This is a genomic window from Polynucleobacter finlandensis, from assembly GCF_018881755.1.
Taxonomy (GTDB): Bacteria; Pseudomonadota; Gammaproteobacteria; order Burkholderiales; family Burkholderiaceae; genus Polynucleobacter; species Polynucleobacter finlandensis.
In genome coordinates, this window is record NZ_JACVPS010000002.1 from 36,668 (window position 1) to 62,558 (window position 25,891).

A 25,891-nucleotide genomic window follows, 5' to 3' on the forward strand; every position below is an offset into this window, starting at 1 on the left:
GTTATTCAGCGTCGTAGCGTGTTAATGTTTTTTTGTAACGAGTCCCCATTTCCTCTATGGAACTACTCGACATACCAAGATCCTTAACAAGCCCAGTATCTAAGCGATAAGCCCAGCCATGCACGGTAAGATCTTGGCCACGAGCCCAGGCATCTTGAACAATGGTGGTTTCACATACGTTGACCACTTGCTCGATCACATTGAGCTCACAAAGACGATCTTGGCGCTTGGGCGTCGGCAGTACCTCTCCTAAATAACGCTCATGTTTTTGGTGGACATCCTTTACGTGACGTAACCAATTATCAGCTAGTCCAATGCGTCGATCGCTTAGCGCAGCATGAACGCCAGCGCAACCATAATGACCGACAACTAATATATGTTTGACTTTGAGCAAGTCAATGGCGAATTGGATGACTGATAGACAGTTGAGGTCGGTGTGAACAACGACGTTTGCGACGTTGCGATGAACAAATAGCTCGCCAGGTAAAAGATCAACGATTTCATTTGCTGGGACGCGACTATCAGCACAGCCAATCCAGAGATATTCTGGGGCCTGTTGATTAACAAGCCGTTTAAAGAAATCTGCATCCTTGGCAACCATTTCTTCCGCCCATGCACGATTATTGGCAAATAGGTGGTCTAAGGCGCTGGAGTTCTTCATAATCATGGTTTGAGTTTAAAGTACTTTGATGACGCCCATTTGGTTAAAAGAAACACCCACCGGAATTGTCCTTAATATCCATTGCCAGCCTGGCGCCAAGGTGAGCAAGGTTGTTGGTTTGCATGATGGCAGCCTGAAGATTTCTCTACAAGCGCCAGCTATGGAAAATAAGGCCAATGAAATGCTAGTAGCATGGCTTTCTAAGCAATTAAGGATCCCGCAAAAGCAAATTCGGTTTTTATCGGGTCAAAATAGTCGCCAAAAACGTCTGGAGATTTGGGGCTCCATTACTCCGGAGCAAATAGCGCAGATCTTGGCGCCCTAGGATTTACCAGAAAATTCCCCATAAAATACCCAAAATAAGCACCCATTTGCCAACGTAATATACCGAGCGATGCTTGGCTTTGAGTTTTTTTGCCTGCGCTCTGAGGTGATAAAAGTAGCCAAATAGAACATTTACAAACCCTATTTTTTCTCCTGCCACATTCTGTGAGGATGTCGCACTCATCACGTAGCGGCCAAACCAGCGATTGAGAAGTTGTGCGGGCTTTGTGTAAAGCGGGCGTTCTATATCGCAAAACAAGACGATGCGTTGCTGATCAGTCTCATTGGCCGCCAGATGAATGTAGGTTTCATCAAACATGACTGGCTCGCCATCTTTCCAGAAATAACGCTCTCCATCCACTTCAATAAAGCATTTAGGGTCATTGGGTGTAGCTAGCCCAATGTGATAGCGCAAGGACCCTGCATAGGGGTCGCGATGGCGTACCAGCGTCGCTCCAGGGGGTAGGGAGGCAAACATCGCCGCTTTAATGGATGGAATGGATTTGAGGAGCGCTACTGTTTTTGGACAGCTAGCTTGTGCTGAAGGCATTTCCTTGCCATACCAGTAGAGGTGAAAGCGCTTCCAGCCAGTGCGGAAGAAAGAATTAAAGCCGATATCGTTATATCCAGTAGCAGCCGCAATTGCGCCATCTTCATTGAGGGAAAGCGCCTCCTCGCGAATGATTTCCCAGTTATTCTGCAATGGCGCAAGCTCTGGAAATTGCGATACAGGGATGAATGCGCCCGCCTTCACTTTAGAGAAGATGTAGAGCAGGCTATTTATAGGGGCTAAAAGGACCTGGTAATCAGTCAGAGATCTAACTAGGCCAAAACGTACTCTGCCGCGAAAATAGACAAATACAGCCGATACAACAAAGATGATGAAAATGGTGTGACGTATTTGCATGGATTTACCGATCAGCTTTAGTGTCTCATTTTAATTTGTATCTTAGGGGCGCCTCATCTATTTCTAAGTTAAATATGCCCCTATACTTAAACTCATCAGTACAAGAGAGCGCAATAGGGTCACTAAAGAGGGCTTATTTTTTAGGAAAAAGGTAATGAATCAGTTTATAAAGTGGCTCTTAAGCCTTGTATTTATAGGGATTACAGGTCTATCAGTCTATACCTGGGTCATGCTCAGTTGGAGTTATGGCAGTGGTGAGCGTGCTGGCTACGTACAGAAGTTCTCAAATCGTGGCTATGTCTGCAAGACCTGGGAGGGGGAGTTGGCAATGGTTTCCATGCCCGGAACAATGTCTGAAAAATTCCTCTTTACGGTGCGCGAAGATGCTGTGGCGCAAAAAATTAACGCAAATTTAGGCAAAAAGGTAGCTCTAAAGTATGAGCAGCACATTGGACTACCAACAACTTGTTTTGGAGATACTGAATATTTTGTATCAGACATAACTGTTTTAGATGAATAAATAAAAAATAAAAAAATTGTTTTTTAAAAAGCATTTATTTTTATAATTTTTTGTGGTTAAAATCACGTAAGCGCACTGGGCGCTGACATCAATATCTATAAGGAGCTTCACTTGAACAAAGCAGAACTAATCGCAGCGATTGCTGACGACGCTGAGATCTCAAAAGCCAAAGCTGAATTTGCATTAAATTCTGCTATTGCGCACATCATTAAAGCTGTTACTAAAGGTGATTCAGTACAACTGATCGGCTTTGGTACTTATTCATCTGGTAAACGTGCTGCACGTATGGGCCGCAATCCAAAAACTGGTGAGCCACTCAAAATCGCTGCTGCTAAAACTGTCAAGTTTTCTGCTGGTAAAGCATTTAAAGATTCAGTTAACAAGCGTAAGAAGTAATTCTTATTTGTTGATGAAAAAGCCCGGCATGCCGGGCTTTTTTGTTTCTAGCTCTACATTTTCTTTGCAGAGATTTTGGGAGTTAGCTTTGCACTAGGCGTCGGTGGCGATGAATGCTCATCAATATACCGGCCCCAAATCCAAGTGTTACTAAAGCAGTCCCTCCATAGCTAATAAACGGGAGTGGTACGCCCACTACTGGGAGAAGGCCGCTGACCATGCCAATATTGACAAAAGCGTAGGTAAAGAAAATCAGCGTTACAGAGGCGCCAAGTAGGCGAGTAAATAAATTAGGTGCGCTAGCGGAGATGGCTAAACCTCTTTTAATCAACGCAAAGAAGAGGGCCAATAAAACAAGATTACCAAGCAAGCCAAACTCTTCGGAGAAAACAGCGAATACAAAATCAGTATGTTTCTCTGGAATAAATTCCAAGTGTGCTTGTGTGCCCTGAAACCAACCCTTCCCAAAAAACCCACCAGAGCCGATTGCAATCATAGATTGAATGGTATGAAAGCCTTTGCCAAGTGGATCACTACTCGGATCTAACAAAGTACAAACGCGATGTTTTTGATAATCATGTACGAATGGCCATGCAACATCATGAGCACAAAGCGTGTTGCCAAAAATAATCATGAGCAGAATGCCAAATGCACCAAGCCCAACAAAAGGCAAAATCCACTTCCATGGCAGTCCAGCCAAAATGATGACGTACATTCCAGCTGCAAAAACCAAAAGAGCCGTTCCCAAGTCAGGCTGTCGTGCAATCAGCGCAACAGGAATGCCTAAGATGATTGCAGCGATTCCATAATCCCAAGATTTTTGCAGACCCTCACGTTTCTGAAAGTACCAAGCAAGCATTAATGGCATGGCAATTTTCATGATCTCGGATGGTTGGATAACGATGCCGATATTAAGCCAACGTCGCGCACCTTTTTTAATCAGACCGAAGACCGCCACTGCAACTAATAGTGCAACTCCAAAACTATAGATCCACACCGCTGCGATCTCAAGCCACTTTGGTGGAATGCGAGACACACACCACATCACTACAAATGATAGTGCGAGGTTTCGTAATTCATCTTCGATCAGCACTGGAGTATTTTGACTCGCAGATAGAAAAGTAAAAAAACCAACAGCGGCTAAGCCAAGCAGAATAAGGCCGAGCTGGCGGTCCAATCCAGAAAAAATACTATAGAGGGCCTTACGAATTTTTCTTATGGGGCTCTTTTCCATTCGGGAACCTCCTTTGGCCATTTACCTTCAAGGTAGTAATCCAATGCTTTGCGAGCGATTGGCGCTGCATATTGCGCACCAAAGCCAGCATTCTCAACCACCATCGCAATCACAATGCGTGGCTTATCTGCAGGAGCAAAGGCAATATATAAGGCATGGTCACGTAAAAATTCAGCAGTGGCTCCATGTTTGTAATCTTTGGAATTTAAGCTGAAGACTTGAGCTGTACCGGTCTTTCCACCCGCCACAAATTCAGCGCCTTTAAATGCTGCTGCAGAAGTACCCGTGCGATTGACTTCCACCATGGCATTTTTGATGACCTCAAGATTTTCCGGCTTGAGATCGATGCGATAACTTTCTTTTGGTGTGGTGAGCGTGCGGTTACGCGTAAATGGATCTTCAATTGCTTTGACTAGGTGTGGCTTCATGACAATGCCATTGTTCGCCAGATTCGCCATGGCATGGGCTAATTGCAGAATGGTGAAAGCGTTGTAGCCTTGACCAATACCCAGGGAAATCGTCTCGCCTTCATACCATTTTTGTTGTTCGGGTTTTTTGAAGGTATTTTTCTTCCATTCGGTAGAAGGGAGAACACCCGCAGATTCACCTTGTAAATCAATGCCGGTAATTTGTCCAAAGCCAAGTGGCTTCATAAACTCTGCAATCATGTTGACGCCCATATCGCGGGCTAGCATGTAGTAGTAGGTATCGCAAGATTCCACAATCGACTTTTGCATATCTACTGTTCCATGCCCACCTTTTTTATCATCGCGGAATGTGTGGTTACCAAAATCAAAAAAGCCTGGATCAAAAATAGTTTGAGATGGGGTGCGCTTTTTATTTTCTAATGCAGCCAGGGCCATGAAAGGCTTGTAGGTTGATCCTGGGGGGTAGATACCTTTGAGCGGTCTGTTGTAGAGCGGCTTCTGCGGAGAGTCATTTAACTCTTTCCAGGTGACTGCATCTATTCCTTCCACAAAATCATTTGGGTTGAAGTTGGGTTTTGATACAAAGGCAAGAACATCACCCGTCTCAGGCTCAATGGCTACGAAGGCGCCACGAAAGTTTCCATAGAGCTCTTCCACCAGGTATTGCAATTTAATATCGACCGATAGAACAATATTTTTTCCGGGAATGGAGGGTGAGCTCGAAAGTGTGCGAACAGGTTTACCGCCGGCAGTGATTTCTACTTGATCATATCCAGGAACGCCGCGCAATACAGTTTCGTATTTCTGTTCTAAACCAATTTTTCCTACGTACTGAATGCCTGGCAGAAATGAGCTTTGTAATGCATCAGGATCATCGGCTTTTGCACCCTCAATCTCCGTTTGCATCCGCTCTTTATCTTTTAGCGAAACCCTCCCGATATAGCCAATTAAATGGGAGGCTAGCTCGTTATAGGGGTACTCTCGGAAGCTGCGGGCGCGAATTTCCACCCCAGGAAAGCGGTAGCGATTAGCCATAAAGCGGGCTGTTTCGGCCTCTGTCAGCATTGAGCGCAGCGGAAAAGTGCCCATTTTTCGAGAATCCTCTAGGGAGCGCTTGAAATTACGGCGATCCCTCGGGGAAATGAGAACAATTTGGGATAAATCATCGATGAGTTCATCAACATTGCCCTTAACCTCTTCAGCGTTGATATCTAAAGTCAGCGCTGAATAGTTTCTGCCAATCACAATGCCGTTGCGATCAATGACTAAGCCGCGATTTGCAGGAGCGGGTACAAGTGCTATGCGGTTACTTTCAGCCAGTAAGGCATATTTGCCATGACTCACCAGTTGTAGCCAAACTAATCGAGTAACTAGCAGCAGAAAACAAACCGTAACAAAGATGGTTGCAATATGAATGCGCTCTTGAAAAGAGTTGAGATCCGCTTTTTTAAAAGAAACCATACAACCGCTTAGATTGGTCGATTATGGTCAACGTCAATAGGACGACGTTGAGGGGCTAGCAAAATACGAGTAGCGATTGGCCAAAGCATGGCTTCAATCAAGGCTTGTATTGAGCCAGTCAGCGCCCACCAATAGAGTTCGCCGCTTAGTACCCAATGCGTTAAAACAGGAAATAAAGATACGAGTAAAAAAATGGGTAGCAGATGCAGGGCTTGAGTAAACACGCTCAAGGCTATGATGCGCCTATGCCAAGAGATCGCCAGATAGGCTACTAGCGAGTAGCTAAATGCATGCAATCCCAGAAGATCTGAGTTGTGAACATCCATTAATAAGCCAAGAGTGAAGGCGATCATGACGCCAACATAGCGATGTTGATGAATATTCCAAAAGACGATACAGATAATCAGCCAGTCAGGAACCCAGCCGTAGTTACCAATCGGCAAGAGATTGAGTAGCAAGGCGCACAACAGGCTGAAATAAATAAAGAGCGGATTGGCAGGCCGCAGAATATAGCCGCTTTGGAAGTCAATCATTGCATTCCTCGCGCACGAGTTTGGCGGCGACCTGGAGTCATCACACCGGCGCCCCCAGAGCTTGATTTATTGACAACACTTGGCTTGGCGTCGAACTGTGGGTCGTAGAGTAGTGCCAATGCTTGGCGATAGCGGTTAACCGCAGCAACTGGAACACACAAAACATTGGAAGAGTTCTTGTCTGCGTTGCGTTCAATACGGCTGATAACGGCTACAGCGAAACCTGGTGGATAGACGCCGTCAATGCCGGACGTAATTAAGACATCGCCCACTTCTAGATCACTAGCAACAGGCAGGTAGCGTAGTTCTAAGGGGTTGCCGCGACCCGCCCCAAATACCGCTGCGCGCAGTCCGTTGCGCGCTACTTGTACGGGCACTGCAAAGTCACGATCCTCAAGCAATGACACTTCTGCAGAGCGATCGTAGAGACGTACTACCTGACCTAGGATGCCGGCGTCATTGGCAATCGGGTTGCCGAGCTTCAAGCCATCATGGCCGCCACGGTTAATGACAATGCGTTGAGAGATTGGATTGGGTGGATTGAAAAGAATTTCAACGGGAAGCGTTTTAAATGGAATTTGCTTCTGCAAATCCATTAACTGCCGCAGGTTTTGATTTTCAATTAAGAGAAACTCTGATTGGTTTGCAAGTAATGAAAGTTCTGCTTGGCGCACTTTCATTGCTTGATTTTCTTTATCAAGTGTTCCGCGTGTCGTGAAATATTCTGAGCTAGCATCAAATACATTGCGAGGCATCAGCATGACATATTCAAGTGGACGCAAGATCCAATTGACGTTATCTCGGATGGGGTTGAGAGTCTTATAGCGAAAATCGATCAACATCAATGCGATGCTGATCGATAGACAGACAATCAGTTTGACTAAAGCAGGAACGCCTTGTCTGAAAAGTGGAGGAGCGCTATGTTGCAATGCCCTGGTCGACGTGTAAGTCGATTACTCTTGCGAGAACACTCCGCCCAACTTGTCCATGCGCTCGAGTGCTGTACCGCAACCACGAGCGACGCAAGTGAGAGGATCTTCTGCTACATGAATGGGCAATCCAGTTTCTTCCAGGAGCAAGCGATCGAGGTCGCGCAACAATGCACCGCCACCCGTCAACATCATGCCGCGCTCGGCGATGTCAGAGGCAAGCTCAGGAGGAATTTGTTCAAGCGCTGCTTTTACTGCAGTCACGATTTGATTCAAAGGATCAGTTAAGGCCTCAAGCACTTCATTGCTGGTGACTGTGAAGCTGCGTGGAATACCTTCAGAAAGATTGCGGCCCTTTACTTCCATCTCGCGCACTTCGGCGCCTGGGAATGCTGAGCCGATTGTCTTTTTAATTAACTCTGCAGTTTGTTCACCAATTAACATGCCGAAGTTACGACGAATGTAGTTTGTAATGGCTTCGTCAAACTTATCGCCACCAACGCGAACAGAGCCTTTGTAAACCATGCCACCCAAAGACATCACGCCAACTTCAGTTGTCCCGCCACCGATATCAACCACCATCGAACCAGCCGCTTCAGATACTGGCAAGCCAGCACCAATTGCAGCGGCCATAGGCTCTTCAATCAGAAATACTTGGGATGCACCCGCACCTAAGGCTGACTCACGAATGGCACGACGCTCAACTTGGGTAGATCCACAAGGAACGCAAATAATGATGCGTGGGCTTGGCTTTAACAGCTTGCTCTCGTGCACCATTTTGATAAATTGCTTGAGCATTTGCTCGGTGATGGTGAAGTCGGCAATAACACCGTCTTTCATGGGGCGAATCGCCTCAATGTTTCCAGGAACACGTCCCAGCATCGCCTTTGCCTCTTTACCAACGGCCAAAATGGTTTTTTTGCCACTTGGACCGCCTTCTGTGCGAATTGCCACAACCGAGGGTTCATCAAGCACAATACCCCGATCACGCATATAAATTAAGGTATTTGCGGTTCCTAGGTCGATGGCTAGGTCATTAGAAAAGTAGCTGCGGAAAAAACCAAACATGATGTAGTGGGAAAATAGTAAGTGTTAATAAAAATATATAGGAATGATACTCTAGCGCCCCATGAAACTTGATGATGTCCAGCGCATTGCGCACCTTTCCAGGCTTGAGTTAAACCAGGCAGAAGCCGAGGCAGTTTTGCCTCAATTACAGGCTATTTTTGCTTTGGTCGAAGAGATGCAAGCCGTTGATACAACAGGTCTTGAGCCCTTGGCCCACCCTATCCTATTCCTGCGTGACTTGGCGCAGCCCTTGAGAGTTGATCAGGTGACTGAATCAGACCATCGCGCTGAAAACATGCAATCAGCGCCGGCACAACAGGATGGTTATTTCTTAGTTCCGCGGGTGATTGAATGAGTTGGCACAACACCCCCATCGCTTTAATGGCGAAAGCCCTTGCCGCAAAAGAGGTCTCCAGTACAGAGCTGACAAAGTATTTTTTAGATCGTATTGAGTCTGGAAAGCAGTGGAATGCCTATCTTGATGTGAATACTCACTTAAGTTTAGAGCAAGCATCTGCAGCGGATGAACTTATTTCTTCAGGAAAATCAGGTAAATTGACTGGTATCCCCGTAGCCCACAAAGATGTCTTTGTCACCCGTGGCTGGAAGTCGACCGCCGCCTCCAAGATCCTCGAGGGCTACCTCAGTCCTTTCGATGCAACAGTGGTCGCTAATTTGGGCATTCCGAGTGCAGACAATCCAAATGGTGCTGGTATGGTTTGCTTAGGCAAGACCAATATGGACGAATTTGCCATGGGCTCTTCCAATGAAAACTCAGCCTATGGACCAGTCTTAAATCCCTGGAATTCTGAGTATGTTGCAGGTGGATCATCTGGTGGTTCTGCTGCTGCAGTTGCGGCAGGTTTAGCCCCAATTGCCACTGGAACAGATACAGGCGGATCGATTCGTCAGCCAGCAGCTTTTTGTGGCCTGACCGGGATTAAGCCAAGCTATGGGCGCGTTTCTCGGTACGGCATGATTGCTTATGCCTCTTCTTTGGATCAGGCGGGCCCCATCGGCAAGACTGCTGAAGATTGTGCTTTATTGCTTTCTGCGATGTCATCGCACGATCCCCGTGACTCCACATCCTTGGCTGATTCCGGTGAAGACTATGGCCGCTATCTCAATCAGGCTTGGAAAGAAGCTAATGCCAACCCTGCAAAGCCTTTAGAAGGCTTGCGAGTTGGTTTACCCAAAGAGTTTTTTGCTGAGGGTTTGGCAGAAGATGTTGCCAAAGCAGTCAATGCCGCAGCTAAAGCTTTGCAAGACCTAGGCGCTCAATTGGTGGAGGTGAGCCTGCCTAAAACGAAGCTATCGATTCCGGTGTATTACGTCTTGGCACCCGCAGAAGCCTCTAGCAACTTAAGTCGTTTTGATGGCGTGCGCTATGGACATCGCGCCAGCGAGTATCGGGACCTAGGTGATATGTATCAGAAGTCCCGCACCGAAGGTTTTGGTGCCGAGGTAAAACGTCGCATTCTCATTGGTACCTATGTACTCTGCCACGGCTATTACGACGCTTACTATTTACAGGCGCAAAAAATTCGCCGCATTATTGCTGCAGATTTTCAGGCGGCATTTAGTCAGTGCGATGTGATTCTTGGGCCTGTGGCGCCTGATGTGGCATGGCGTTTAGGTGAGAAATCAAAAGATCCTGTGCAGATGTATTTGGAAGATATTTACACCTTATCGACCAATTTGGCAGGACTGCCAGCAATGAGCGTTCCTTGTGGATTTAATTCAAACAATCTTCCAATTGGTATGCAATTAATCGGCAATTATTTTTCTGAGGCGCGCTTACTGCAAGTCGCCCATCAATATCAACAGGCCAGCGATTGGCATTTGCGTCAAGCAAGCGAGGTGGCATGATGCAATGGGAAGTCGTTATCGGTTTAGAAACCCACGCGCAATTAAAAACGCAATCGAAGATTTTTAGTGGCGCCAGCATACGTTTTGGTGCCGAACCAAATACCCAGGCATGCCCAGTAGATCTGGCTTTGCCGGGAGTATTGCCGGTATTGAATCGTCAAGCCGTAGAGCATGCGATTCGTTTTGGCTTGGCGGTGGGCGCGAAGATTTCACCGGCTAGCATTTTTGCTCGCAAGAATTACTTCTACCCTGATTTACCTAAGGGCTATCAGATTAGTCAGTTTGAAATCCCTGTAGTTGTTGGTGGACATCTTGAAATCTTGGTGGGCGACGAAGTCAAAGTGGTTGAGCTGACACGTGCGCATATGGAAGAAGATGCTGGCAAATCTGTTCATGAAGAGGACTTCACTGGCCCGCACGGCGAGGCCTCTAGTGGCATCGACTTAAATCGTGCCGGCACTCCGCTATTAGAAATTGTTACAGAGCCTGTGATGCGCAGCGCTGCTGAGGCTGTGGCCTATGCAAAGGCTTTGCATGGCTTGGTCGTCTGGTTGGGTGTTTGCGATGGCAATATGCAAGAGGGCTCTTTCCGCTGTGATGCCAACGTTTCGGTGCGCCCTATGGGTCAAGTAGAGTTCGGCACCCGTTGCGAGATTAAGAATTTAAATTCATTCCGTTTTTTGGAAGAGGCAATTCAATATGAAGTGCGTCGCCAAATTGAGTTGATTGAAGATGGCGGTAAGGTTGTTCAGGAAACCCGTTTGTATGATCCTGATCGCCAAGAGACCCGCAGCATGCGTAGCAAGGAAGATGCGAACGACTATCGTTATTTCCCAGATCCCGATTTGCTGCCTGTAGTCATTGATGATGCCTGGATAGCTGACGTACGTAGCAAGATGCCAGCCTTACCAGCGCAATTGCGCGAGCAATGGCAAAGCGAGTTTGGTCTGAGTGCATATGACGCTCAGTTACTCACACAAGATCGCGACACCGCAAAAGTATTTGAGGACTTGCTGGCTATTGTTGGTAAACCTTTAGCAAAAGCAGCGGCTAACTTGATCGCAGGCGAATTCGCTTCCTCTGTAAATAAGGCTGGTATCGCAGTAGCTCAAGTGCCATTAAAGGCTGAGCACTTGGCAGCACTATTAACGCGTACTGCAGATGGCACGATTTCTAACAAGATTGCTAAAGATATTTTCGCGATGCTTTGGGAAGAGGCTTTATCAGGCAAGGAAATCAGCGCTGTTGACCACATTATTGATGCCAAAGGCTTAAAGCAAATTAGCGATAGTGGAGCGCTCGAGGCCATGATTGATACGGTCTTGGCGGCCAATGAAAAATCGGTTGAAGAGTTCCGCTCTGGAAAAGAAAAAGCGTTCAACGCCCTAGTTGGTCAGATTATGAAAGCATCACAAGGCAAAGCCAATCCGGGCCAGGTAAATGAATTGCTGCGTAAAAAGCTTGGCTAAAGCAGAATACAAATGACACATTGAGAAAGAAATAGATGAGCGCAATTGATCCGCAGCAAGCAGAACAAGAAGAGTTGGTGGCTGAGTGGTTACGAGCGACCCCAGGCTTCTTTGAGCGTTACGCCAATCTGTTAAACGACATTCGTTTGAAGCATCCCCATGAAGATCGCGCGATCTCATTGCAAGAGCGTCAAATGACCATCTTGCGCACACAAAATCAGGAACTGAATCGTCGTCTCAGTGAGATGCTTCATTTTGGAAGTCGCAATGACAAAACACAGCAAGGCTTAGTTGCATGGTTGTTGCGCTTAATGCGCGCTAACAATAAGGCTGATGTAGAGGCTGCTGTGACCCATGGCTTAGCAGAGGTATTTGAAGTGGATGCAGCACAAATTCTGTCGCCAAACAATGCGTTTGGTCCTTGGATTGATACTCCATTATGTGGATCTGCGAAAGAGCTTGCAGCCGCTAGCGTGGATTTGTTGGCTACTCAAACGACCATCGATCCTGAATGGCAAAGCATGGTGGCAATTGGGCTGCCTTTGGGTAAAGGCGGATCAAGCAATCAAGCTCCAGCCGTGCTGTTGTTGGCAAGCAAAGATGAATCACGTTTTACCGCTGACATGGGTGCCTTCTATTTGCGTCAAATCGCTGAACTAACTGCTGCAGCTTTGGATCGCGTCCAAGCTTATGAAGTCACAGCCGACTGAACTACATCCGCTTGTGCAGGAATATCTGCATGAGCTTCATGTATTGCGTCAGTTATCGCCGCATACGCTCAAGGCGTATCGGACAGATTTAATGGAGTTACAACTTTTTGCCGCAGATGATTCTGTTGAGCTCTTAAAGGTCAGCAATGCGCATGTGCGTCGCTGGGCTGGTAGATGGCATGCCAAAGGGAAGTCATCTAGAACGATTGCCCGAGGTCTTTCTGCCTGGCGCGGTTGGTATGACTGGATCACCGAGAAAGCGGCGCGCAGAGATGCGCAGACGGGCAGGGCACGCGTCAAATTGAGCGCCAATCCAGTGGACGATGTCAAAGCACCTAAGCGCTTGAAGTCCTTGCCTAAAGCACTTTCGGTAGAACAGGCTTTGGCATTGGTTAATCAAGTGGTGCAAGAGGCGGAGGAAAAGAAAGATCTGGAGTCCATTCGGGATGCTGCGATTGTGGATCTGCTGTATTCCTCTGGCTTACGTCTTTCGGAGCTCTTGGGCATTGACGTGATGCAAAGCAAAGATCGCCAACATGAGTCTGCGGGTTGGCTAGATTGGGATGCAGCCGAGGTCACTGTTTTAGGTAAGGGTGGAAAGCGCCGCTCTGTTCCTGTTGGCTCACCTGCCATGAAATCATTGCAGGCCTGGCGAGGGCTCCGGGATAGCGCTGAGTACGCTCAACAATCTTCCGCCTTGTTTATTTCTGCCACTGGCGCTCGCTTATCCCCTCGTACCGTTCAAGCGCGTTTACGTACCCTAGCGATGCGCGCTGGTTTGCCAACCCATGTGCACCCTCACATGATGCGTCATAGCTTTGCAAGCCACGTACTGCAATCCTCACAGGACTTACGTGCGGTGCAAGAGATGCTGGGGCATGCCAGTATTGCTAGTACCCAAATTTATACTTCCTTAGATTTCCAGCATCTTGCTCAGGCATATGACAAAGCACATCCTCGAGCAAAGGCTGGTAAAGGCTGAGGAACTCGGTAAGATACAAGGTTTCCTCCAACGGGGAATGATTCACCACTAGATTTTGAATGGACTGACGATGGCATTAATTCCAGTAACGATTCTCACGGGCTTTTTGGGTAGCGGCAAAACTACCCTCCTCAAGCACATTCTCACCGAACAACATGGCAAAAAAATTGCTGTGATCGAAAACGAGTTCGGCGAAGAGAACATCGATAACGACATCTTGGTTCAAGACAATCAAGAAAACATTGTGCAGATGAGTAATGGCTGTATTTGCTGCACGATTCGTGGCGATCTGGTGGACGCCCTCAATGAGCTTTGGGAGCAACGCAAGGATAAGAAAATTAGCTTTGAGCGTGTCGTGATTGAGACCACTGGAGTCGCCAATCCTGGCCCAGTCGCCCAGACCTTCTTTATGGATGACGATGTAGCGGATCACTATGTGTTGGATGCCGTAGTGACTCTGGTGGATGCTAAGCATGGGCAGCAGCAGCTCAGCGAACATGAGGAGGCTCAGCGCCAGGTAGGCTTTGCTGATCAAATCTTTATTACTAAGACCGATCTGGTAACGCCTGCTGAGGTTGATGCCTTGCGTGCCCGCTTAATGCATATGAACCCCCGTGCGCCTATTTCCGGGATTTCTAAGGGGGTAGTTCCGCTTGAGGCGGTTTTAGACCTCAAGGGCTTTAATTTGAACGCCAAATTGGACATTGACCCGCATTTCTTGGAGCAAGAGGACCATGACCATAGTGATTGTGGTCACGACCACAGCCACGATCACCATGATCACAGCAACTGCGGCCACGACCACAGCCATGATCATCATGGTCATGCAGGGCATACAGACCGCATCCAATCCTTTGTATTTCGTAGTGATAAACCCTTTGATCACAAAAAGCTTGAAGACTTTTTGGGCGGCATTTTGGAGGTTTTTGGCGAGAAGATGTTGCGCTATAAAGGCGTGCTTTATGTGAAGGGAAGTAACCGAAAAGTGGTATTTCAGGGGGTTCATCAGATGATGGGCAGCGATTTAGCTGGTCCGTGGGGGGCTGAGCCCAAGCAAACCCGTATGGTGTTTATTGGCATTGACTTGCCTAAGGACACCCTATTAGCAGGGCTCGAGGGGTGTTTGGCTTAGGCGGGTTCGGATACAATCTGCCGCCACGGTCAATATTGATAAAAGGTCGTAAAACTTTGGCAGAATGAGGCAATAATGCTTCAAACCCATGGAAAGAATGAGATGACGGTAAAAACAGCAACAAAAACTGCAGCGGCTCCAAAAGTTAGTAAGACTGCAAGTAGCAAAGCTCCAAAGGGTGCACCTTTAACTGAAGCTGAACTGCTCAAAATGGCTGACAAGGACTACATGAATGCAGCCCAGTTAGATTTTTTCCGTCAAAAATTATTGACCCTCAAAGAGGACATCTTGAAGAATGCATCAGAAACTACTGAGCATCTTCGTGAAAACATTTTGGTTCCGGATCCGGCGGATCGTGCAACGATTGAAGAAGAGCATGCGCTTGAATTACGCACCCGCGATCGTGAACGCAAGTTGCTGAAAAAAGTAGAGCAGGCTTTGGCGCGGATTGAGACTGCTGATTACGGTTGGTGCGAAGAGACTGGCGAGCCAATTGGCTTATCCCGTTTGATAGCAAGACCGACGGCTAATCTTTCCCTTGAAGCACAAGAGCGTCGTGAACTCCGTCAAAAGTTGTTTGGCGAATAACCTTTTAATACTTCGGCTGCAATGACTAAGCACCTACCAACCCTTGCTGATATTCCACCTTTATTAAAGGCGGAAATCTTGGCCGAGGCTTTGCCTTATATCCGCCAATATCACGGCAAGACCATTGTGATTAAGTACGGCGGAAATGCCATGGTGGAGGAGCGCCTCAAAGAAAGTTTTGCGCGCGATGTCATTTTGCTCAAATTGGTTGGTATGAACCCCGTCGTAGTGCACGGCGGTGGCCCACAAATTGATGAAGCGCTGAAGAAGATCGGCAAGACCGGAACGTTTATTCAGGGTATGCGCGTTACCGATGATGAAACCATGGAAGTAGTCGAGTGGGTTCTTGGTGGCGAGGTGCAACAAGATATTGTTATGTTGATTAATCACTTTGGCGGACAGGCAGTTGGCTTGACTGGTAAAGATGGTGGCTTGATTCATGCCAGAAAAATGATGATCCCCGATGAAAAAAATCCAGGAAAAAAAATAGATATCGGTTTTGTCGGTGAGATCGAGGCCATTAATCCTGCGGTTGTAAAGGCCCTGCAAGATGATGCGTTTATTCCGGTGATTTCTCCTATTGGCTTTAGTGCTGAAGGTCAGGCATACAACATCAATGCTGACTTGGTTGCTGGCAAGATGGCTGAAATTCTGCATGCTGAGAAATTGGTGATGATGACCAATATTCCAGGCGTCATGGATAAAAATGGCACGCTCTTGACCGATTTAACTGCTCGAGAGATCGATGATTTATTTGCTGATGGAACTATCTCTGGTGGTATGTTGCCTAAGATTTCCTCGGCCTTAGACGCTGCGAAGAGTGGTGTGAACTCAGTGCACATTATTGATGGCCGTATTGAACACTCTTTATTATTAGAAATTCTGACTGAGCAAGCTTTTGGAACGATGATTCGTTCTAGATGAGCTATGGATAAGTGATAACTATGCGTGATTCTTTAGAGCCTTCAGAAATTGAAAGTAGTGCCGCTGAGGCTGGCAAGACACGCAAGCGTCCACGTCCAGGAGAGCGTCGCTTACAAATTCTGCAAGTGCTTGCGGAGATGTTGCAAAACCCTAAAGGTGAGCGCGTAACCACTGCAGCGTTGGCAGCCAAGATTCAGGTTTCTGAGGCGGCGCTTTATCGACACTTTGCTAGTAAAGCCCAAATGTTTGAGGGCTTAATTGCCTTTATTGAGCAGACGGTTTTTGGTTTGATCAATCAAATCAATCAAAAAGAAGAGTCAGGCCTTGCGCAGGTGCGCGGCATTTTGCAGATGCTACTCTTCTTTGCCGAGAAAAATCCTGGTATGACTAGAGTTCTTTTAGGTGATGCTTTGTTGCAAGAAGATGATCGCCTGCAAGAGCGCATTACTCAAGTGCTAGATCGCGTTGAGGCCTCGTTAAAGCAGGCCTTGCGAATTGCCCAATCCCAAGGTAGTACGTGGGGGCAGGCGGGTCAAGATGAGATTAGCATTCGTGCGGCTATGTTGATGAGTTTTGTTTTGGGTCGCTGGCATCGCTTTGCTCGTAGTGGCTTTAAGAAGCTACCAACCGAAGCATCTGATATTAGTCTTCGCATTCTTCTCTCCGAATGAGCGAGCTACACCTCTCTAGAAATACTATCCATTTTGCCGAGCCCTTGCCTTTGCAAAGTGGCGCCATGTTATCCGGCTACGACCTAGTTATTGAAACTTACGGCAAGTTAAATGCCGATAAAAGTAATGCAGTGCTGATTTGCCATGCGCTTAACGCCTCTCATCATGTAGCGGGCCCTGCACCTGAAGACCCTGAAGACATTGGTTGGTGGGACAACATGATTGGTCCAGGTAAGCCTGTCGATACCGATCATTTCTTCGTCATTGGCGTCAATAATTTAGGCTCATGCTTTGGCTCTACGGGGCCAATGAGCATTCATGCGGAAACTGGCAAACCTTATGGGGCAAATTTCCCCGTGGTGACTGTAGAAGATTGGGTGAATACCCAAGCGCGCCTGGCTGACAAATTGGGTATTCGTAAATTTGCTGCAGTGATGGGCGGAAGCCTTGGCGGTATGCAAGCCATGGCCTGGTCGATTCAGTTTCCAAAACGTTTAGATCACTGCGTTGTCATTGCCTCGACCCCGAAATTGAGTGCGCAGAATATTGCTTTTAATGAAGTGGCTCGTAACGCTATTTTGTCTGACCCTGATTTTCATGGTGGCAACTACTACGAACATGGCGTTGTCCCCAAGCGTGGCTTACGATTGGCACGTATGGTTGGCCATATCACTTATTTGTCTGATGACGACATGGCTGAAAAGTTTGGCCGTGAATTACAACGTCCCAATGGTGAATCCAACGACTATCGTTTTAGCTTTGATGTCGAGTTTGAGGTTGAAAGTTATTTACGCCATCAAGGGGATAAGTTCTCCACTTACTTTGATGCCAATACTTACCTCTTAATTACTCGTGCACTTGATTACTTTGATCCTTCGCGTCGTTATGAGGGCAGTCTGAACCGTGCCCTTGCAGAAGTACAAGCAAAGTTTTTAGTGGTGAGCTTTTCAACGGATTGGCGTTTCCCGCCAAACCGCAGTCGCGAAATGGTTGAGTCTTTGCTCAGCAATAAGAGTGAAGTGAGTTATGCAGAGATTGATGCTCCTCATGGGCATGATGCGTTCTTACTAGATGATCCTCGGTATCACAATCTTATTCGCGCTTATTTTGGAAAAATGCGTGAGGCCCTTAAATGAAGCGCGCAGATTTTGTAGCCATTGCTAAATGGATCGCTCCCAATAGTCAAGTTTTGGACTTGGGCTGTGGAGACGGTAGCTTTTTAGAGTTTTTGCAAAAGCAAAAGCCGGTACATTCTTACGGCGTAGAGATTGACGATGCGCGTGTTCTCTCTTGCGTGCAAAAAGGCTTAAATGTCATCCAGCAAAATCTTGAAGGGGGCTTAGCCCTTTTTGAGAATAATAGTTTTGATACGGTTGTCTTGTCTCAGACGCTGCAAACGATTCATCAAACCGAAAAAATCTTGCGTGAAGTAGTTCGCGTTGGCAAAGAATCCGTTGTATCTTTTCCGAACTTTGGTCACTGGTCCCATCGCTTGGCAGTGGGTATGGGCCATATGCCGGTGTCTAAGAGTCTTCCATACCAGTGGTACAACACGCCTAATGTGCGCGTACTGACAGTGGCTGACTTTGAAAGGCTAGCCTCTACTCTCGGATTAAAAATAGTGGATCGCTGCATCTTGCATGAAGGTAGAGAAGTGACCTTGCTGCCCAATTTGTTTGGCAGCCTTGCTTTGTTCCGCGTTCGACGTGCTTAGTGGCATTCAGTCCTGGCTAAAAGATTTTCGGGTTTACCTGGAATGGCCTTGCCTGAGAATGCTTTTCTTAGGCTTCTCCGCTGGCTTGCCTCTCTTACTCATTCTCGGAACACTCAGCTTCTGGCTGAGGGAAGCTGGCATTGACCGCAGCACTATTGGCTACTTAACTTGGGTTGGTCTGATCTACGCCTTTAAGTGGGTTTGGGCGCCTTTGGTAGATAGATTGCCCATCCCCATTTTGACCAGAGTGCTTGGTAGAAGGCGTAGTTGGCTGCTCTTTGCACAAGCCTTAATTGTTATTGGTCTCCTTGGCATGGCAAGTGTTGATCCTAAGGTAGCGCTCAATCAAATCGTATGGTGCGCCTTGCTAGTTGCCTTTGGTTCTGCCACTCAAGATATTGCCCTAGATGCTTTTCGGATTGAGTCGGCAGATAGCGATCGCCAAGCAGCTTTATCGGCCACTTATCAAACGGGTTATCGGCTTGCTTTGATTTGGTCTGGTGCTGGCGTTTTATGGTTGGCAGCCCGCGTTGAGACTGGGTCCGGTTCTTATGATGTGGATGCTTGGCACTTTGCTTATCTTTGTATGGCAGTCTCTATTGGCATTGGAGTCATCACCACCTTATTGAGTCAAGAGCCTGTCAAAGTCCAGCTTGCCAAAGTGCGCAATGCCAAGGAATGGCTTCATCAAACATTGGTTGAGCCGTTTGCTGAATTTATTTGCCGTTATGGTTGGCACGCAGTCATTATTTTGGCGTTGATTGCAATCTATCGCATTAGTGATGTCGTGATGGGAATCATGGCTAACCCTTTTTATGTGGATATGGGTTACACCAAAGACGAGGTCGCTGCTGTGAGTAAGGTATTCGGCGTCATCATGACTTTGGTAGGCGCTTTTGTAGGCGGTGTTTTAACGATGCGATTTGGTGTGATGCGCATCTTGTTCTTAGGCGCTATTTTGTCAGCACTAAGCAATGTATTGTTTGCCTGGCTGGCAACTCAGGGGCATGATTTGCATGGCTTGATTTGGGTGATCTCAGCAGATAATTTAAGCTCTGGAATTGCCAGTGCCGCATTTATTGCCTTCCTGTCGTCCTTAACCAATATTCGTTATTCAGCAACGCAGTACGCTTTATTTAGCTCAATGATGCTGCTCTTGCCTAAATGGTTGGCTGGATTCTCGGGGGCTTTTGTTGACGCCTTTGGTTACCAAGTGTTCTTTTATGGCACCGCCATTATTGGCGCGCCAGTGCTGGTCCTGATTTGGTTGGCTATTCGCTTGCATATCGTCGAATTTAAAAAGCACGATACCCAAGTCTCCCATCAGCAGTAAGCTCAAGCCCCTTTAGATCGACCAGTCATAATCCACAACTAAGGGCGCGTGATCGGAGAAGCGCTCAGCCTTGTAGACAGAAGTATTCTGAGCGCTGTTGGCGATTCCTGGCGTAGCAATCTGATAGTCAATACGCCAACCCACATTCTTGGCATAGGCTTGGCCACGGTTACTCCACCATGTATAGCAAGCCTCACCGGCCTCAGGCTCAATCTTGCGATAGACATCTACGTAGCCAACTTTGCCGAACAGATTAGTTAGCCATGCACGCTCTTCCGGTAAAAATCCTGAGTTCTTCACATTGCCCTTCCAGTTCTTCAGATCGATCTCATGATGGGCAATGTTGACATCACCGCAGAGGACGATTTCTCGACCCGACTTTTTGAGCTGAATGAGGTGAGGCAAGAAACTGTCGAGATAGCGATATTTAGCCTCTTGTCTTTCTGGAGAGCTTGACCCAGATGGCATATAAACCGATATCACCGAGAGCTGTTTAAAGCGTGCTTCCACATACCGACCTTCAGCATCAAACTCCTCATTACCGTACCCATAGAGCACGTCATCGGGTTTGTGGGGCGTGTAGATGCCGCAACCGCTATAACCCTTTTTTTCGGCATGATGAAAGTAGCCCTGTAAGCCGTCAGGATTGAGAATGGCATCTTCCAAATCATCTCGCTGGGCCTTGAGCTCCTGCATACAGATGAAATCTGCCTTTTGCTTTACAGCCCATGGCAGAAAGCCTTTTTTGACTGCGGAACGGATACCGTTGAGGTTGGCGGAAATGATGCGTAACATGTAGTCCTATGAACAGAGATGTTTAAATATTTACTTGATATATTAAATAATATCAATACACTAGACAAATATACATGCTACTTGGGGTCGAGGAGCAAATTTTGCATCCGTTCAATCTGGATTAAATGCGGGGACAAGCTTTGAGACTAGTGCTGGCTGATAAAAACCTCGTAGTTCAGGGGCGATGCTTTGAAGGGTTCCCGCTTCTAATTAATGATGATGGTGGCGAACTTCAGCCGGCACAAGATTGGTTGTGGGATGTACTGGGTAAATCAGGACGCATCTCTAGCTTGCTGACATGGGAAAGTTATGGGAGGGCAATGTATGATTTCTTCAGCTTTTTGCTAGCAAATGACTACGATTGGAGGCAATCCCCGCTGCCGGGAATGCCGAGCCCGATCATGGCTTGGCGTGACTGGTCACGGGGTACATTAAAACTACAAGCTAGTACTATCAATCAGCGTTTGCGTGTAGTTGTACGTTTTTATGAGTGGGCCTTCAAAAAAGGTTTCATCGACAAATTGCCTTTTGATTTTGTGCAAATCCAGACAAGTCGCCAGCCTGGATTCTTGGCTCACGTTGATACCTCTAATAGTACGATTTCCAGCCCAGAAGTTCTACTCAAGCAAACACAGCAAACCATTCGCATCCTGACCAAAGAGCAGATTGTGGTGTGTCATCAGGCTTTGAGTAATCGGACGCACCAACTGATGTTCGAGTTAATGGTTAGAACTGGTTTACGTCAAGTCGAGTGCCGCACCTTCCCTGATTCATATGTTTTTGATCCCGAGCGGCGCAAGGATCTGACCCCTGGACAAAAGTTGCGCTTGTATTTAGACCCAAAAGATATGGATATAAAAAACAGTAAACCGCGAGATATTGATATTCCTTATGACTTGATGGAGAAACTTTGGGATTATTCCGTGCGACGTAGGCAGGGCCGAGCTAACAACAATACTGATGCCAAAGAGCTCCCCAATCTCTTTCTTACGGAGGGCGGTACCCCTTACCAAAAGGATGCAATCACCAGCTTATTTAGGGTTCTTTCCAGGCGGGTTGGCTTTCGTGTAACCGCCCACATGTTGCGTCATAGCTATGCCACCTTTCTGTTATGGAGCCTACGAAAAAGTACCACGTTTGAAGGGGAGCCCCTGCTATATGTTCGTGACCGCATGGGTCATGCCAATGTCAGCACTACCACCATTTATTTGCACCTAATTAATTCACTCGAAGGGCAGCTGGTTCTGGCACACGAAGATGAAATTGATCAATTATTTGCGCAAGCATTAGAGGTGAGATCTTTGTGAAGCAAAAGAAAGTGTTTAGTGCTCCAGTACCCATTCAGGTTACTGTTGAAGCGCCTGAATTAATCGATACTAATAGCCTAATTATTGCTTTTCCAGAAAATCCTTCGAGCGTTCGATCTATTGATCTGACTCCTTGGCTTGATAGGGGAATCGATGCATGGGTATGGGCTGGCGCGGGACAATTGCGCGCGCTCCTTGCAAGTAAGGCTGTAACTTTAGTTACCATCATTAGTTACTGGCGAGGAGGTCTGCAATTCTTTTTCGAGTACATCATAGAATCAGGTGGCGCCGTTGATCCTTGGGATTTGAAGCCACTACACATCCTAAGCTATATCGGCTGGATTAAGGATCACAAAAATTGGGCCTATCGCACGCAGAAAAGCAAGTATACCCATACAAAATCTATCCTTACCGCGATGGGACGACGTGCAGTTGTGCCGAATCACGAGAACCTTTTTCCATCCAACCCCTTTCCTAATAGCAACAAAGAAAGCAAGGGCGCTAAACCATTGTCTCAAAAGGAGCGACAAGGCTTAGTCAAGGCACTCGTAGCCGATATCATTGCCATTCATAAGGGTGCGTTTATGGGTACCAACAGTGAGGCTATGGTGGTGTATCTATTGTCAATAGCGATTCGTACTGGAGCTAATACTGCGCCTCTTCTTGAGGCTTCACGGAAGTGCCTACATGATCACCCTTTTATGCCAAACATGAAGGTGATAGAGCTATTCAAGCGTCGCGGTAATGGCACTAAAGTCTCACAATTGCGCTACTCAGACTCTTATGTAAGCAATGTTTCAGTTCCAATGGACGGGGTAGCACTGTTGCATAAGGCGTTGCAAACGTCCGAGGCGCTAGTTGCCAAAGCTAAGTCTGAATATCAAGATCGAGTGTGGTTATACAAATCTTCGCAAGGCTCGACTGGCAGCAAGATTGCTTCACTGACTGGCGCCACATTAGCGAATGGCATCGCCGCTTTAATCAAGCGCCAGAGTTTGAGGGGGGACGACGGTCAGCCTTTGCTTTTAAATTTATCTCGCTTACGCAAGACGCTTGAAATGCGCTTATGGTCTCTCTCGGGTGGGGATTTGATTGCCACGGCCGCGCTTATGGGGCACGGTCCTAAAACTGCTGAGATCCATTATTTGGCTTGTACTCAGAAGATGCGAGAAAACGCCACCTTCGTTGGGGAGGCACTTCCCTTGATGTATCGATCCGGCGATGCTATGAAAACAGTCATCCCCAACCTACCTGGAAAGTCGCCAACTGGGCGCTGCAAAGATCCCTATGATGGTGATAAGGCTCCCAAGAACGGGGAGCCGTGCGATGATTTTTTTTCATGCTTTAGCTGCAAAAGCTATGCCATCGTTGGATCCCCAGAAGATCTGCATCGACTCTTTAGCTTTTATTGGTTTTTGGAGCGAGAAATGAATCATGCAAGAACGCAGGATTGGCGCTCAGAATTCCGCCACACAATGAACCTGATAGATCGTTTTACGGAGGATAAGTTCGACATAGACTTAATTGTTAAAGCCAAAGAAAGCGCGAAAATTAATCCACTTAAATTTTGGGCTTCCTTCACTTTAAGGGGTTTAGGGGAAGTTAATGGCTAAAAGTAATAGCGTTCTAGCCGGGACTGCGGGTGCAGAAAGAGAGATTGCTGTACCCGCAGTAGCTTCAGCAACAAGGAAGCACGTCGACAATCGCAAGGCCTACGAACTATTGGCAAACCAGGCTGTAAGTCTGGCAGGTTTATCTTCTGAAGATCGGGGTAATGTTGTAATCAGTGCCGTATTTGATGATGATGGTGATACGGTGGTGCTTTCCCGCGTTAAGGATATGGTTTGGGAGATGTGGCCTTTTGTAGATAGGCCCAATTTGTCAGCAACCGGAAAGCGTTTGAACTGGGGGGGAATCCCGGTCGCCTACCGTGAAGCCTGCCAAAACGTGCTCTATCACTACATGAGGGTGGGGCGTTCAGGATGGAGGCCGCCGAGTGTAGCTCGTCTTACAGAGACACTCTATAGCCTCAAAACGTTTTGCCGTTTTGCAGAAAAAATTAAGCTGAAAACATTGGCAGATATGGGGACGCTTCACATTGCTAACTTTGTCCATGAGCAGAAAAAATCAGGACTTGCGTCTAGCAGGCTGGCACAGCAATTCGCGGCGATAGAACTGCTCTATCTGTTTCGCTCTCAGCACGATGGAGCATTACAAGTCCATCCCTGGCCAGATTCGAGTGCGCAGGATATGGCGGGTAGGACTGGAAAAAATAGGGAGAGTGAACGCAAGGTGGGTTTGACGCCACTAATGCCTGTTGAGGTAGCGCAGCGTCTTTTTTTGTATGCAGAGGATATCCTGAGTCGTGCGGACATGGTGCTAGATGAGCGGGATCGAGGGGATCGCCCAGTATTTCAAAATTCGGAGCTTACAAAGATTCGTAATGCGTGCTTCTACCTGATGGGGGTGTTGACGGGTATGCGATCTTCCGAGTTATCAAGCATTGAGATTGATGCGGGGCGAGTAGAGATCAGGAATGAAATTACCTTCAATTGGGTTACCAGTGTTGAGCATAAGACCACGGGGGGTCGCCGCGTGGATTACTTAATGCCCTCAATGGGACTCAATATCTTGCGCATACTAGAGCGTTGGTCGCAGCCCCACCGTGCTCAACTGGCTGAGCAGATTGCTGTGATGGAGCGCAAAACTGGAAAGTGCACCAACAAAGAGTTGCAATGGCTCGTCACGGCCCGTAGAAATACTAAAAAGCTTTTTTTGGGGAACGGCGGTGCTAATAATTGTGTGCCGATATCAGGGTTGTACTGGGCAAGTATTTTTAAAAAATTCGCCTTAGATGCTGGGACAGATTGGAGTCTGAGTCCCCATCAAATGCGTAGGCTTTATGCCTATACTTTTGCGCGACATCGATTGGGCGATATGCTTTTTATCAAAGAGCAGTTTAAGCATTGCTCCATCGATATGACGCAACTCTATTGTTCTAATCCATACCAGGATTCCGCTCTTTACGACGATATTTTGACCGAACTAATGAGTTATAAAGTTGAGATTGTTGCCCAGTGGTTGGAGAAAGATGAACCATTGGCTGGCGGCGCTGGTCTTAAAATTAAGGAAATGCGTGCTCATGACTTTGAAGGACGCAAGGAGCTGATCACCGAGACCTCAAGTCGCATCAGCATCCGATCAACGGGCCATTCTTGGTGCCTAGCGCAAGATGAAGGTTGTGGCGGGTCGGGGATTTACGAAAAGGGTAATTGCGGTGGATGCAGCAATGGAGTAATCGATAGTCGATTCATCGACATCTGGCAGGAGGCGTATCGACACCAAAAAGAGTTACTGCCGCTAGCAGCAGAGTTAGGACCAGGAGCAGTTAAAAGGATTGAGCGAGATCTGGCGCAAACCGTCAAAATTTTGAAAGATGCAGGAGCAATGCCAGATAACGGAGAAAAAAATGCCCAAGCCAACACCCTCTAAAGATCCAGCCGTAGAGGTTGCCGATGCTCCGAGGAGGCGGGATAGAGATGCCACGCTACACCAGTTAAACCTAGCCCTTAGTCGCGTGCAACGCCGTGGCAAGGTAACGCTCAAGGCTGTCGCGGAAGAGGCCAACGTTTCTCCTCCCTTGATCAATAATCGCTACCCTGATTTTGCCGAACAGGTTCGGGCGATTATGGGAAAGACCATTCGGCAGCAGCGAAATGACAAGGCGGATCTACTTCTAGAGGAGCGGGAGAAGAACCGCAAGCTTAGGGAGTTGGTTGGCAGCCAATTGACAGAGATCACTAAGCTGGCATCCGTGAATGAGGCGCTAAGGATGGAGATGGTGATACTCAAAGGAATAGCTGATGGCAAGGTTGCCAGAGGGTCATTTGGGCGGAAGTGAGATGAACTTTGTGTCTGGCCGTCCGCTTTCGGCCA

Annotated in this window: 27 protein-coding genes; 19 read left to right on the plus strand and 8 right to left on the minus strand. The window is 47.3% G+C overall.

Annotation, left to right across the window (positions count from 1 at the left end):
- Position 1: 1 nt before the first annotated feature.
- Positions 2 to 667, minus strand: coding sequence for a carbonate dehydratase (gene can / locus ICN49_RS00800; protein WP_216164513.1), 666 nt, complete (start codon positions 665 to 667; stop codon positions 2 to 4).
- Positions 668 to 689: 22 nt separating this feature from the next.
- Here can and ICN49_RS00805 point away from each other — a divergent pair, with 22 nt between their 5' ends.
- Positions 690 to 986 (plus strand): DUF167 domain-containing protein, encoded by a 297-nt coding sequence (locus tag ICN49_RS00805; RefSeq protein WP_216164516.1) that lies wholly within the window; start codon positions 690 to 692, stop codon positions 984 to 986.
- 3 nt (positions 987 to 989) lie between these two features.
- Here the strand turns inward: ICN49_RS00805 and ICN49_RS00810 are convergent, their stop codons facing one another.
- Positions 990 to 1,886, minus strand: coding sequence for an aspartyl/asparaginyl beta-hydroxylase domain-containing protein (locus tag ICN49_RS00810; protein ID WP_439650837.1), 897 nt, complete (start codon positions 1,884 to 1,886; stop codon positions 990 to 992).
- Positions 1,887 to 2,046: 160 nt separating this feature from the next.
- Between ICN49_RS00810 and ICN49_RS00815 the strand changes: the two genes are divergently transcribed.
- Positions 2,047 to 2,412 (plus strand): DUF8785 domain-containing protein, encoded by a 366-nt coding sequence (locus tag ICN49_RS00815; protein WP_216164522.1) that lies wholly within the window; start codon positions 2,047 to 2,049, stop codon positions 2,410 to 2,412.
- A gap of 111 nt (positions 2,413 to 2,523) precedes the next feature.
- On the plus strand, positions 2,524 to 2,808 hold the full coding sequence (locus ICN49_RS00820; RefSeq protein ID WP_216164526.1) for an HU family DNA-binding protein: 285 nt from the start codon (positions 2,524 to 2,526) through the stop codon (positions 2,806 to 2,808).
- 82 nt (positions 2,809 to 2,890) lie between these two features.
- On the opposite strand, the gene rodA is transcribed toward ICN49_RS00820, so the two are convergent.
- Genes rodA through ICN49_RS00845 form a run of 5 tightly spaced genes read right to left on the minus strand, consistent with a single transcriptional unit; the run spans position 2,891 to position 8,461 of the window.
- A complete protein-coding gene (rodA, locus tag ICN49_RS00825) occupies positions 2,891 to 4,042 on the minus strand; it encodes a rod shape-determining protein RodA (RefSeq protein WP_216164529.1) in 1,152 nt (383 codons plus the stop codon).
- The gene (gene mrdA, locus ICN49_RS00830) at positions 4,024 to 5,931 is read right to left on the minus strand and encodes a penicillin-binding protein 2 (RefSeq protein WP_216164532.1); all 1,908 of its coding nucleotides are present in this window, start codon (positions 5,929 to 5,931) and stop codon (positions 4,024 to 4,026) included. The genes rodA and mrdA overlap by 19 nt, the downstream gene beginning before the upstream one ends.
- Before the next feature lie 8 nt (positions 5,932 to 5,939).
- A complete protein-coding gene (mreD, locus tag ICN49_RS00835) occupies positions 5,940 to 6,464 on the minus strand; it encodes a rod shape-determining protein MreD (RefSeq protein ID WP_216164534.1) in 525 nt (174 codons plus the stop codon).
- Complete coding sequence (gene mreC / locus ICN49_RS00840) at positions 6,461 to 7,393, minus strand: rod shape-determining protein MreC (RefSeq protein ID WP_216164537.1); 933 nt, start codon at positions 7,391 to 7,393, stop codon at positions 6,461 to 6,463. The genes mreD and mreC overlap by 4 nt, the downstream gene beginning before the upstream one ends.
- Positions 7,394 to 7,417: 24 nt before the next feature.
- Complete coding sequence (locus ICN49_RS00845) at positions 7,418 to 8,461, minus strand: rod shape-determining protein (RefSeq protein ID WP_216164540.1); 1,044 nt, start codon at positions 8,459 to 8,461, stop codon at positions 7,418 to 7,420.
- A 61-nt stretch (positions 8,462 to 8,522) separates the two neighbouring features.
- On the opposite strand from ICN49_RS00845, the gene gatC reads away from it, so the two are divergent.
- The 12 genes from gatC to ICN49_RS00905 all read left to right on the plus strand — a co-directional run bounded on the left by gatC (position 8,523) and on the right by ICN49_RS00905 (position 19,853).
- On the plus strand, positions 8,523 to 8,816 hold the full coding sequence (gene gatC / locus ICN49_RS00850; RefSeq protein WP_216164543.1) for an Asp-tRNA(Asn)/Glu-tRNA(Gln) amidotransferase subunit GatC: 294 nt from the start codon (positions 8,523 to 8,525) through the stop codon (positions 8,814 to 8,816).
- Positions 8,813 to 10,330: an Asp-tRNA(Asn)/Glu-tRNA(Gln) amidotransferase subunit GatA gene (gene gatA / locus ICN49_RS00855; RefSeq protein ID WP_216164548.1), complete on the plus strand. Its 1,518-nt coding sequence runs from the start codon at positions 8,813 to 8,815 to the stop codon at positions 10,328 to 10,330. The genes gatC and gatA overlap by 4 nt, the downstream gene beginning before the upstream one ends.
- Positions 10,327 to 11,799, plus strand: a complete 1,473-nt coding sequence (gene gatB, locus ICN49_RS00860) for an Asp-tRNA(Asn)/Glu-tRNA(Gln) amidotransferase subunit GatB (protein ID WP_216164551.1) — start codon at positions 10,327 to 10,329, stop codon at positions 11,797 to 11,799. Before gatA ends, gatB begins: the two co-directional genes overlap by 4 nt.
- A gap of 35 nt (positions 11,800 to 11,834) precedes the next feature.
- Positions 11,835 to 12,509: a DUF484 family protein gene (locus tag ICN49_RS00865; protein ID WP_216164554.1), complete on the plus strand. Its 675-nt coding sequence runs from the start codon at positions 11,835 to 11,837 to the stop codon at positions 12,507 to 12,509.
- Complete coding sequence (locus ICN49_RS00870; protein WP_216164557.1) at positions 12,490 to 13,491, plus strand: tyrosine recombinase XerC; 1,002 nt, start codon at positions 12,490 to 12,492, stop codon at positions 13,489 to 13,491. The genes ICN49_RS00865 and ICN49_RS00870 overlap by 20 nt, the downstream gene beginning before the upstream one ends.
- 70 nt (positions 13,492 to 13,561) lie before the next feature.
- Complete coding sequence (locus ICN49_RS00875; protein WP_216164560.1) at positions 13,562 to 14,623, plus strand: CobW family GTP-binding protein; 1,062 nt, start codon at positions 13,562 to 13,564, stop codon at positions 14,621 to 14,623.
- Between the two features lie 210 nt (positions 14,624 to 14,833).
- Positions 14,834 to 15,211 carry an RNA polymerase-binding protein DksA gene (gene dksA / locus ICN49_RS00880; RefSeq protein WP_216165256.1) on the plus strand — a complete coding sequence of 126 codons (378 nt, stop codon included), beginning with the start codon at positions 14,834 to 14,836 and terminating at the stop codon, positions 15,209 to 15,211.
- A 21-nt stretch (positions 15,212 to 15,232) separates the two neighbouring features.
- On the plus strand, positions 15,233 to 16,135 hold the full coding sequence (argB, locus tag ICN49_RS00885) for an acetylglutamate kinase (RefSeq protein ID WP_216164563.1): 903 nt from the start codon (positions 15,233 to 15,235) through the stop codon (positions 16,133 to 16,135).
- 20 nt (positions 16,136 to 16,155) lie between these two features.
- On the plus strand, positions 16,156 to 16,806 hold the full coding sequence (gene slmA, locus ICN49_RS00890; RefSeq protein ID WP_216164566.1) for a nucleoid occlusion factor SlmA: 651 nt from the start codon (positions 16,156 to 16,158) through the stop codon (positions 16,804 to 16,806).
- Positions 16,803 to 17,942, plus strand: coding sequence for a homoserine O-succinyltransferase MetX (gene metX / locus ICN49_RS00895; protein ID WP_216164570.1), 1,140 nt, complete (start codon positions 16,803 to 16,805; stop codon positions 17,940 to 17,942). The genes slmA and metX overlap by 4 nt, the downstream gene beginning before the upstream one ends.
- Positions 17,939 to 18,520 (plus strand): methionine biosynthesis protein MetW, encoded by a 582-nt coding sequence (gene metW, locus ICN49_RS00900; protein WP_216164573.1) that lies wholly within the window; start codon positions 17,939 to 17,941, stop codon positions 18,518 to 18,520. The genes metX and metW overlap by 4 nt, the downstream gene beginning before the upstream one ends.
- Positions 18,492 to 19,853, plus strand: coding sequence for an AmpG family muropeptide MFS transporter (locus ICN49_RS00905; protein ID WP_439650838.1), 1,362 nt, complete (start codon positions 18,492 to 18,494; stop codon positions 19,851 to 19,853). The genes metW and ICN49_RS00905 overlap by 29 nt, the downstream gene beginning before the upstream one ends.
- Before the next feature lie 12 nt (positions 19,854 to 19,865).
- Here the strand turns inward: ICN49_RS00905 and ICN49_RS00910 are convergent, their stop codons facing one another.
- Positions 19,866 to 20,648 carry an exodeoxyribonuclease III gene (locus ICN49_RS00910; protein ID WP_216164578.1) on the minus strand — a complete coding sequence of 261 codons (783 nt, stop codon included), beginning with the start codon at positions 20,646 to 20,648 and terminating at the stop codon, positions 19,866 to 19,868.
- 149 nt (positions 20,649 to 20,797) lie between these two features.
- On the opposite strand from ICN49_RS00910, the gene ICN49_RS00915 reads away from it, so the two are divergent.
- The 4 genes from ICN49_RS00915 to ICN49_RS00930 are packed head-to-tail and all read left to right on the plus strand — an operon-like array spanning position 20,798 to position 25,856.
- Positions 20,798 to 21,955 carry a tyrosine-type recombinase/integrase gene (locus ICN49_RS00915; protein WP_369411493.1) on the plus strand — a complete coding sequence of 386 codons (1,158 nt, stop codon included), beginning with the start codon at positions 20,798 to 20,800 and terminating at the stop codon, positions 21,953 to 21,955.
- On the plus strand, positions 21,952 to 23,568 hold the full coding sequence (locus tag ICN49_RS00920) for a hypothetical protein (protein ID WP_216164584.1): 1,617 nt from the start codon (positions 21,952 to 21,954) through the stop codon (positions 23,566 to 23,568). The genes ICN49_RS00915 and ICN49_RS00920 overlap by 4 nt, the downstream gene beginning before the upstream one ends.
- Positions 23,561 to 25,447, plus strand: coding sequence for a tyrosine-type recombinase/integrase (locus ICN49_RS00925; RefSeq protein ID WP_216164587.1), 1,887 nt, complete (start codon positions 23,561 to 23,563; stop codon positions 25,445 to 25,447). Before ICN49_RS00920 ends, ICN49_RS00925 begins: the two co-directional genes overlap by 8 nt.
- The gene (locus ICN49_RS00930; protein WP_216164589.1) at positions 25,425 to 25,856 is read left to right on the plus strand and encodes a TetR family transcriptional regulator; all 432 of its coding nucleotides are present in this window, start codon (positions 25,425 to 25,427) and stop codon (positions 25,854 to 25,856) included. Before ICN49_RS00925 ends, ICN49_RS00930 begins: the two co-directional genes overlap by 23 nt.
- The last annotated feature ends 35 nt before the right edge of the window (positions 25,857 to 25,891 follow it).

What these genes read in the sequence shown, in the direction of transcription:
- mreD (WP_216164534.1), bottom strand. Translation starts at nt 6,464, where the DNA reads ATGATTGACTTCCAAAGCGGCTATATTCTGCGGCCTGCCAATCCGCTC.
- ICN49_RS00925 (WP_216164587.1), top strand. Translation starts at nt 23,561, where the DNA reads ATGGCTAAAAGTAATAGCGTTCTAGCCGGGACTGCGGGTGCAGAAAGA.
- ICN49_RS00910 (WP_216164578.1), bottom strand. Translation starts at nt 20,648, where the DNA reads ATGTTACGCATCATTTCCGCCAACCTCAACGGTATCCGTTCCGCAGTC.
- dksA (WP_216165256.1), top strand. Translation starts at nt 14,834, where the DNA reads ATGGCTGACAAGGACTACATGAATGCAGCCCAGTTAGATTTTTTCCGT.
- ICN49_RS00930 (WP_216164589.1), top strand. Translation starts at nt 25,425, where the DNA reads ATGCCCAAGCCAACACCCTCTAAAGATCCAGCCGTAGAGGTTGCCGAT.
- gatC (WP_216164543.1), top strand. Translation starts at nt 8,523, where the DNA reads ATGAAACTTGATGATGTCCAGCGCATTGCGCACCTTTCCAGGCTTGAG.
- ICN49_RS00805 (WP_216164516.1), top strand. Translation starts at nt 690, where the DNA reads ATGACGCCCATTTGGTTAAAAGAAACACCCACCGGAATTGTCCTTAAT.
- metW (WP_216164573.1), top strand. Translation starts at nt 17,939, where the DNA reads ATGAAGCGCGCAGATTTTGTAGCCATTGCTAAATGGATCGCTCCCAAT.
- gatA (WP_216164548.1), top strand. Translation starts at nt 8,813, where the DNA reads ATGAGTTGGCACAACACCCCCATCGCTTTAATGGCGAAAGCCCTTGCC.
- ICN49_RS00875 (WP_216164560.1), top strand. Translation starts at nt 13,562, where the DNA reads ATGGCATTAATTCCAGTAACGATTCTCACGGGCTTTTTGGGTAGCGGC.
- ICN49_RS00870 (WP_216164557.1), top strand. Translation starts at nt 12,490, where the DNA reads ATGAAGTCACAGCCGACTGAACTACATCCGCTTGTGCAGGAATATCTG.
- ICN49_RS00815 (WP_216164522.1), top strand. Translation starts at nt 2,047, where the DNA reads ATGAATCAGTTTATAAAGTGGCTCTTAAGCCTTGTATTTATAGGGATT.
- slmA (WP_216164566.1), top strand. Translation starts at nt 16,156, where the DNA reads ATGCGTGATTCTTTAGAGCCTTCAGAAATTGAAAGTAGTGCCGCTGAG.
- can (WP_216164513.1), bottom strand. Translation starts at nt 667, where the DNA reads ATGATTATGAAGAACTCCAGCGCCTTAGACCACCTATTTGCCAATAAT.
- ICN49_RS00865 (WP_216164554.1), top strand. Translation starts at nt 11,835, where the DNA reads ATGAGCGCAATTGATCCGCAGCAAGCAGAACAAGAAGAGTTGGTGGCT.
- mrdA (WP_216164532.1), bottom strand. Translation starts at nt 5,931, where the DNA reads ATGGTTTCTTTTAAAAAAGCGGATCTCAACTCTTTTCAAGAGCGCATT.
- argB (WP_216164563.1), top strand. Translation starts at nt 15,233, where the DNA reads ATGACTAAGCACCTACCAACCCTTGCTGATATTCCACCTTTATTAAAG.
- rodA (WP_216164529.1), bottom strand. Translation starts at nt 4,042, where the DNA reads ATGGAAAAGAGCCCCATAAGAAAAATTCGTAAGGCCCTCTATAGTATT.
- metX (WP_216164570.1), top strand. Translation starts at nt 16,803, where the DNA reads ATGAGCGAGCTACACCTCTCTAGAAATACTATCCATTTTGCCGAGCCC.
- ICN49_RS00845 (WP_216164540.1), bottom strand. Translation starts at nt 8,461, where the DNA reads ATGTTTGGTTTTTTCCGCAGCTACTTTTCTAATGACCTAGCCATCGAC.
- gatB (WP_216164551.1), top strand. Translation starts at nt 10,327, where the DNA reads ATGATGCAATGGGAAGTCGTTATCGGTTTAGAAACCCACGCGCAATTA.